The following is a 7,445-nucleotide window of genomic DNA, read 5'->3' on the forward strand; positions in this document are numbered from 1 at the left end:
CCGCGCGGTAGCGAACCTGCGGGGAGATCAGCAGCGTGATGCGCCGCCTCCGCCCGGCCCAGCCGGGCGGAGGCGGCGATCCGCATGTCGGTGCCGGGTGAGGGCCGGTCTCACCTACGAACCGGGGCGCTGACCGCGCGTTGACGCCGGGCTGTGTTGGAGACGGTCAGGCCCGCCCGGTGCGGGCTCGGCCTGGGGCTCGGGGAGAGGTGCTGCCGCGCGTCGGCGGAGCAGCAGCGGGGTCGTCAGCAGCAGGACGCCGGCCAGGCCGATGGCCGTCCGGGGGCCGAGGAGACCGCCCAGCACGCCCCAGACGGCCGTGAGCAGCGCGGTCGTGGCCTTGGTCGTCACCGCCCAGGCGGACAGGGTGCGGGCGACCCGGTCGGTCGCGGTGCGCTCGAGCCGGTAGGTGGTGTAGACGGGGTTGAAGACCCCGCAGCTGAAGATGAGCCCGAGTTCGACGCCCATCACCAGCAGCAGCCCTCGGGTGCCCGGACCGAGGAAGGCCAGGCCGACGGGCCAGATGGCGCGCAGCGTCCCGGTCACGACCAGGACCTGGTGCTGTCCGAACCGGGTGACGAGTGGTCGGGCCAGCCGCGAACCGAGCAGGCCGCCGATCGAGGGCGCGGCGAAGGCGAGACCGTACTGCCATGGCGCGAACCCGAGTCGGCCGAGCATCAGGACGGCCACGAGTGGCTGGGCGGCCATCACCAGGCCGTTGAACAAGGCGGTGTTGAAGAACAGCGGACGCAGCGTGGCGTCGGCGAGGATGTACCGCCAGCCTGCGAGCAGGTCCTCGGCCCGCACGCGCGGGGTGTCCCGGCGCTCGGGTCGCGGCTCGTGCCCGCCCGTCGCGCGGATGCCGAGGGCCGAGAGCAGATAGCTGACCGCGTCGGCCACCACGGTCGCCACCGGACCGAGGAGCCCGATCACGGCGCCGCCGAGCGGCGGTCCGATGATCGTGGTGGTCCAGGTCGTCGACTCGAACCGGGCGTTGGCGACGAGAAGGTCCTCTGCGGGCAGCAGTGTCTTCAGGTACGCGCCGGAGGCGGCCCGGAAGGTGATGTCGGCCGCGGCGACGACGACCGAGACGAGCAGGAGCTGAACGAAGGTGAGCGCGCCGAGCGCGAACGCGGCCGGGATCGTCAGCAGCGCCGCGAAGCGCACCAGGTCCATCGCGACCAGTACGGGCCGCTTGTGACGGAACTCCACCCATGGGCCGAGCGGCACCGCCACGGCCGCACCCACCGCGGTCCCCACCGCGGAGAGCGCGGCGACCTCGGCCGGTCCGGCGTGCAGCACCTGGACGGCGATCAGCGGGAACGCGCCGAAGGCGAGCCACGTGCCGAGCGCGCTGGTCCCGTACGCTGCCCAGAGCCACCCGAACCGCCGCCCCAGCCGTTGCCCGCTCCTCATGCCCCACACACCCGTCTCTCGTCCCTCGCCGCACAACCGATTCGCGAACCGGGCCAATCAAAGCGAGCCCATTGCCGGGGGATCAAACAACCGCAGGGCCGCCGGCCACAACCAGTGGTTGTGGCCGTAGGGTGTGGGCATGGACCTCGACGCCGTCCGGACCTTCGTCGCCGCCGCCGACGCGGGGCAGTTCCAGGAGGCCGCCGCCGAACTGGCGGTCACCCAACAGGCCGTTTCCAAGCGCATCGCCGCGCTGGAGCGTAACCTCGGTGTGCGGTTGTTCGTACGCACCGCGCGCGGTGCGGAACTCACGATCGACGGGCAGGCGTTCCTGCCCCACGCGCGCGAACTGCTGCGCGTCGCCGAGCGCGCGGTCGCGTCCGTGCACACCGGCCGCCGTCCGCTGCGCGTCGACATCATCGCCTCGCGTGGCGCGGCGTCGGGCCTGATGCGCGGCTTCCACCGTGCGCACCCCGAGATCGACCTCGACGTGGTGATGCTCTTGGACATCGAGACGGCCGTCGCCGCCGTACGGTCGGGGGAGATCGACGCCTCCTTCCGCGCCGTCGCCGCGCCCGGCCGGCCCCTTCCCGAGGACGTCTCCTCCGTCCGTGTGCTCGACGAGCCGCTCCAGCTCCTCACCGGCCCCGCCCACGTGCTGGCGGGCGCCCGGTCGGTGCCCCTCGCTCAGCTCACCGGGCACCGGATCTGGATGCCGGGCATCGTCCCCGGTACCGAGTGGGCCGCCTACTACGACGACCTCGTCGCCGAGTTCGGCCTCACCATCGAGGCGACCGGCCCCAACTTCGGCTCCGACGCGCTCCTCGACACGGTCGCCGACACCCCGGCCCTGGCCACCTTCATGGGCGAACACACCCGCCTCGTCTGGCCCGCGGACCACGGTCTGCGCCGTATCCCGGTGACCGATCCGACGCCCGTCTACCCGCACTCGCTCCTCTGGCACCGCGACAACCCCCACCCGGCGCTGGCCACCCTCCGCGCCCACCTCGCCACCGCAGCGGCCGGCCACGACGCCGTCGGCACCTGGGCACCGAGCTGGGTGATTCCACGCTGAAGCGCTTCCGCTTCTTCGATCGTCGCGGACGGCTCCGAGCAGCCGTTCAGGACTGACAGGCGCCCGGGCCCCGCCCACGTGGTCGAGGGGACGAGTCCGTGGTCACTCGGCCTGTCCGCGACCGGAGTCGTACGGTCGGCAGCCGAGGTAGGCGTCCAGTGCGGCGGCACCCGCGAGCATGGCGCGGCTGCGGGCCGAGAGACGGGAACGCCAGTCGCGCAGCATCGACTCAAGGGGTGCGACGCCTCCGGCGGAGCGGACTTGGACGATCAGCGGGGCGATCTGCTCCAGCAGGTAGCCGCCTCGTCTGAGCTGGTGGACGAGCAGGGCGTCGCGCACGTCGGCCGCGCCGTAGACCCGGTAGCCCGTCCGCGGGTCGCGGCGCGGTTGGATCAGACCGGCGCGTTCCCATGTGCGCAGGGTGGCCGGGCGGATGCCGAGCCTTCTCGCGAGCGGGCCGACGAACGTGTCGCCGCGTTCCTGCGGTACGGGATGGAGGTCGTGAAGCGCGCGTTCCACTGCCTGGAGGGTGCGGCGGTCGTCGAGGAGCTGGGCGTGACTTTCGTCGATGAGCCGCAGAGCGTCCTCCGTCGTGCCCCGGTTGACCGACTGCATGATCAAAGTCGCTGTCCGGTGGCCGTGTCCGGGCACGAGTGCGAGGAACGCGCGCAGCGCCTGCGCGTGGAGCGGCGTGTAGGTGCGATAGCCGTGCGGAGTGCGTTCGGCGCCCGGCAGGATGCCGGCCGCCTCGTAGTTTCTGATCGCCTGCGTGGACAGACCGTGCCCACGCGCCAGATCGACCGGCCTGAGCCGACGACCACCGTCTTGAGGCTTTTTGCTCACCGCTCCGCCATATTCCGCGACCAAGTCTCAACCGTTGGTTCAACGATACCGTTGAGGCCATGACTGCTTCTGTCGAAGACGCCGCCCAAGCCGTGGACGCTGCGGCCGTCGTGGGATTGCTGCCGACCCGGCCGCGGCTGCTCGCCCTGGGTGAGCCCACCCACGGCGAGGACGTTCTGCTCGAGGTGCGAAACGATCTCTTCCGGCAACTCGTCGAGCAGGAGCACTACCGGACGATCACGATCGAGAGCGACTGCATGAGGGGCCTCGTCGTGGACGACTACGTCACGTCGGGTACGGGCACCCTGGACGCGGTCATGGAGCGCGGCTTCAGCCATCCGGAGATCGGGCTCGGCGCGTCTGCGGCCAACCGCGACCTGGTGCGCTGGATGCGTGCGTACAACGACGGCCGGCCCGAGTCGGAGCGGCTGCGTTTCGCCGGTTTCGACGGCCCGCTGGAGATCACCGGCGCCGAGAGCCCCCGGGAAGCCCTCACCGCACTCCACGGCTACCTCACCGCGCGGGTGGACGCCGCGCTGCTCCCCTGCACCGCGCAAACGCTCGACCGCCTGCTCGGCGCCGACGACCGGTGGACCGATCCCGCCGCGATGACGGACCCGGCCCAGTCCGTGGGGCGGTCGGCGGAAGCCAGACATCTGCGGGTGCTCGCCGACGAGCTGGTAGCCCTCCTTGCCGGCCAGGCGCCACATCTGATCACCGCGTCCTCGTCGGACGACTGGGAACGGGCTCACATGTACGGCCGTACCGCCACCGGACTGCTGCGGTACCACTTCTGGATGGCCGACACCTCACCGAGCCGCATGGCGCAACTGCTGCGCGTGCGGGCGTCGATGATGGCCGCCAACCTGCTCGCCGTCGCCGAGCGCGGCCCGGCTCTGGTGTTTGCGCACAACGCGCATCTGCAGCGGGAGAAGAGCAGCATGCGGATGAGCGGCCTGCCGGTGGAATGGTGGAGCGCAGGGGCGATCGTCAGCGCCCGGCTGGGCGAGGACTACGCCTTCATGGCCACGGCTCTCGGCACGATCCGCCACCACGGGGTGGACGTCCCGCCTCCGGACACCGTCGAGGGGCTTCTGTACGCGCTCCCCCAGGACCGGTACGTCGTGGACATCCGCCGGCTGGCCGCTGTCCTCGGCGAGGCGACGCCCACCGCGCGCGTGTCCCCCTGGTTCGGCTATTCCCCGCTGGATCCGGCCCACATGGCCGGTGTCGACGGGCTCGTATTCGTCAAGGACGCTCCGCCGAGGTAGGCGGTGTCCTGTGGAGCAGGCCGGGGTGGCCGGGCGCCGGGGCCGGTGGATCTCGCCGCGTAACGTCTGGGCTGCTGGGCGGACTCCATGGTGTCCACGCCGATTCGCGGGAGCAGCCATGAGTTCGATCGCCATCGCCGACTACGCACTGATATCGGACCGTCATTCCGCCGCACTGATCAGCCGTGACGGATCGGTCGACTGGTTGTGTTTTCCTCGTTTCGACAGCGCCTCGGTGTTCGCACGGCTGCTGGACGAGGAAGCAGGCCACTGGTCGATCCGTCCCTCCGTCCCCTACGAGGTTTCGCGCCGCTACCTGGAGCGGACGATGGTGCTGGAGACGACTTTCCGGACCGCCTCGGGGACGGTCGTGCTGACCGACGCCCTGCTGACGGGACCCGACAACGGTGGTCATCGGCTCGGGGTCGGAGTACCCCGGCTGCTGGTGCGTCGGGTCTACGGCGCTGAGGGGGAGGTGCCGGTGGAGACGGACTACCGTCCTCGTCCGGAGTACGGACTGATCGCTCCGATCCTGTCCCGGACAGAGGGCGGAGTGACCTCCCGGGGAGGCGCGGAGTGGCTGGTGCTGACCACGCCGACGGCCATGACCTTCACGGACGCCTCGGCCCACGCCGCCTTCACCGTCCGCGCCGGCGAGTCGTCGTACTTCGGGATGCACCGGTCCACGTTGGAGGAGACCCCGGCTCACGTGTGGCCCCAGGAGGAACTGGCGGTCCGGCTGGATTCGACGATCGCCGCGTGGCGGTCCTGGTCCGACCTGCATCAGGCGTACGACGGGCCCTGGCGCGAGTTGGTGCACCACAGCGGCCGGGTGCTGCAGGCGCTGTCCTTCCAGCCCAGCGGCGCCATCGTCGCCGCCGCCACCACCTCGTTGCCCGAGGGGGTGGGCGGCGAACGGAACTGGGACTACCGCTACACCTGGGTACGCGACGCGAGCCTGACCATGGAAGCGCTGTGGGTCGCCGCCTGCCCCGACGAGGCGCACGACTTCTTCGCCTTCCTCGCGACCGCCGCGCCGTCACTGAGCCAGGACAGGTCACTGCAGATCATGTTCGGAGTGGGTGGCGAGCACGACCTGTCCGAGCGCACCCTGCCGCATCTGAGGGGCTGGCGGGACAGCCGTCCGGTCCGGGTCGGCAACGGGGCCTGGAGCCAGCAGCAGATCGATGTCTACGGCGAACTGCTGGACGCCGCCCACCGGCTGGCGGACCAGTTGGAGCACATCGACGACGACACCCGGCGTTTTCTCATCGCCTGCGCCGACACGGCGGCCGAACGCTGGACGGAGAAGGACCAGGGCATCTGGGAGGTGCGGGGCGAACCCCGCCACTTCCTGTACTCGAAGGTGATGTGCTGGACCGCACTCGACCGTGCCCTCGGGCTTGCGGACCGTCTCGGTGCGCCGCTGGAGAAGGTCTCGGCCTGGCGGCGGACCCGCGAGGAGATCCGCGCCACCGTACTGGACGAGGGGTGGAGCGACGAGGCGGGCGCCTTCACGCAGTACTTCGGCTCCACGGCTCTCGACGCCTCGAACCTGATGATGCCGATCGTGGGTTTCCTCCCGCCGGACGATCCCCGGGTGCTCGCCACCATCGACGCCATCGCGGAGAAACTGACCGACGACGCGGGACTGGTCTACCGGTATCGCACCGAGGGCGGTGTCGACGGCCTCGCCGGTGAGGAGGGCACCTTCCTGCTGTGCACCTTCTGGCTGGCCGAGGCCATGGCCCTGGCCGGGCAGGCGGATCGGGCGAGCGGTGTCTTCGAGCGAGCGGCCGCCTACATCAACGACGTCGGTCTGCTCGCCGAGGAGGTCGACCCGGCCACCGGCGAGCTCCTGGGCAACTTCCCCCAGGCGTTCAGCCACATCGGCCTGGTCAACGCCGCCTGGGCGATCAGCCGGGCACGCCGGGCCGTGGCGGCTTGAGAAGGCCGCGCCGCGGGGGCCCGATCGCGGATCAGGCGCCCTGGGCGAGGCGGTCCGCCCCGTCACCCGTCGCGTCTTCCGCCACCGGGGAGCGGACGTAGTCCTCGACAGCGGCACGCATCCGCGCCCGCGCACGGTGCAGCAGGACCCGCTGGTTGGCGGCGGAGATGTCCAGCGCCGAGCATGTCTCGTCCGCCGAACAGCCGTACACGTCCCGCAGCTCGATGACCTCTCGCTGTCTGCGCGGCAGGCCCGCCAGCGCACCGCCCATCCGGTGGCGCAGCTCGGCTGACAACGCCTCGTCCTCGGGTGTGACGGGCCACCGCTCGGGGAAGACCCGCCAATGTCCGGACCACCTGTGGGGCGAGGCGCTCGGGTCGGCCTCGTGTTCGTCGAGCAGAGTCGCCGGTACCGCTCTGCGCTCCCGCAGGGCGCACGACCTCGCCTTGTTCACCAGGATGCCGAGCACCCATGTCCGCAGCGTGGAGCGCTCCCTGAACCCGTCCAGGCCGACGAGTACGGCCAGCCACGTGTCCTGTACGACGTCCTCCGCCGACTGCGTCGTCCTCACGTACACCCGGGCCAGCCTCAGCATCCCCGGCGACCATGAAGTCATGATCGATACAAAGGCGATCTCGTCGCCTTCCCGGAGTCTGCGAAGGTTCGGCGCGTCGGCCCCGTCGGCAACCACGACAGCTCGCCTCCCGCTGGTGGAGTCGTTCTGCTGGCCCACTTCGGCACTTCGACGCTAGACCAGCCGGTCCCGGCTGTCATACGGGCGCACGAGGGGGTGTCTCGTGGATCAGGCCGGTTGAGACCGACGGCGCCTTCCAGCCGACCCGAGCGGGGGCGATGGGGGTGCCCCCGCGCGAGTCTGTTCGAGCGTGGGGGA

Annotated in this window: 6 protein-coding genes; 3 read left to right on the top strand and 3 right to left on the bottom strand. The window is 71.1% G+C overall.

Going from position 1 to position 7,445, the window contains the following annotated elements; all coding sequences use genetic code 11:
• Positions 1 to 114: 114 nt before the first annotated feature.
• Positions 115 to 1,416 carry an MFS transporter gene (locus tag ACFY0F_RS29790; protein WP_388800858.1) on the bottom strand — a complete coding sequence of 434 codons (1,302 nt, stop codon included), beginning with the start codon at positions 1,414 to 1,416 and terminating at the stop codon, positions 115 to 117.
• A gap of 139 nt (positions 1,417 to 1,555) precedes the next feature.
• Here ACFY0F_RS29790 and ACFY0F_RS29795 point away from each other — a divergent pair, with 139 nt between their 5' ends.
• A complete protein-coding gene (locus ACFY0F_RS29795; protein ID WP_388800861.1) occupies positions 1,556 to 2,491 on the top strand; it encodes a LysR family transcriptional regulator in 936 nt (311 codons plus the stop codon).
• Positions 2,492 to 2,593: 102 nt separating this feature from the next.
• Here the strand turns inward: ACFY0F_RS29795 and ACFY0F_RS29800 are convergent, their stop codons facing one another.
• Positions 2,594 to 3,334: a TioE family transcriptional regulator gene (locus tag ACFY0F_RS29800; protein ID WP_388800864.1), complete on the bottom strand. Its 741-nt coding sequence runs from the start codon at positions 3,332 to 3,334 to the stop codon at positions 2,594 to 2,596.
• 59 nt (positions 3,335 to 3,393) lie between these two features.
• Here ACFY0F_RS29800 and ACFY0F_RS29805 point away from each other — a divergent pair, with 59 nt between their 5' ends.
• Together ACFY0F_RS29805 and ACFY0F_RS29810 are read left to right on the top strand one after the other, a co-directional pair.
• Positions 3,394 to 4,605 carry an erythromycin esterase family protein gene (locus ACFY0F_RS29805; RefSeq protein WP_388800867.1) on the top strand — a complete coding sequence of 404 codons (1,212 nt, stop codon included), beginning with the start codon at positions 3,394 to 3,396 and terminating at the stop codon, positions 4,603 to 4,605.
• A 118-nt stretch (positions 4,606 to 4,723) separates the two neighbouring features.
• Positions 4,724 to 6,553, top strand: a complete 1,830-nt coding sequence (locus tag ACFY0F_RS29810; RefSeq protein WP_388800869.1) for a glycoside hydrolase family 15 protein — start codon at positions 4,724 to 4,726, stop codon at positions 6,551 to 6,553.
• A 31-nt stretch (positions 6,554 to 6,584) separates the two neighbouring features.
• On the opposite strand, the gene ACFY0F_RS29815 is transcribed toward ACFY0F_RS29810, so the two are convergent.
• Positions 6,585 to 7,169, bottom strand: a complete 585-nt coding sequence (locus ACFY0F_RS29815) for an RNA polymerase sigma factor (RefSeq protein ID WP_388800872.1) — start codon at positions 7,167 to 7,169, stop codon at positions 6,585 to 6,587.
• Between the last annotated feature and the right edge of the window lie 276 nt (positions 7,170 to 7,445).

The organism is Streptomyces sp. NPDC001544, assembly GCF_042894285.1.
In the GTDB taxonomy this organism is placed as follows: Bacteria; Actinomycetota; Actinomycetes; order Streptomycetales; family Streptomycetaceae; genus Streptomyces.

Excerpts from the sequence above, each read along its gene's own strand:
- ACFY0F_RS29805 (WP_388800867.1), top strand. The coding sequence starts at position 3,394 with ATGACTGCTTCTGTCGAAGACGCCGCCCAAGCCGTGGACGCTGCGGCC.
- ACFY0F_RS29795 (WP_388800861.1), top strand. The coding sequence starts at position 1,556 with ATGGACCTCGACGCCGTCCGGACCTTCGTCGCCGCCGCCGACGCGGGG.
- ACFY0F_RS29790 (WP_388800858.1), bottom strand. The coding sequence starts at position 1,416 with ATGAGGAGCGGGCAACGGCTGGGGCGGCGGTTCGGGTGGCTCTGGGCA.
- ACFY0F_RS29810 (WP_388800869.1), top strand. The coding sequence starts at position 4,724 with ATGAGTTCGATCGCCATCGCCGACTACGCACTGATATCGGACCGTCAT.
- ACFY0F_RS29815 (WP_388800872.1), bottom strand. The coding sequence starts at position 7,169 with ATGACTTCATGGTCGCCGGGGATGCTGAGGCTGGCCCGGGTGTACGTG.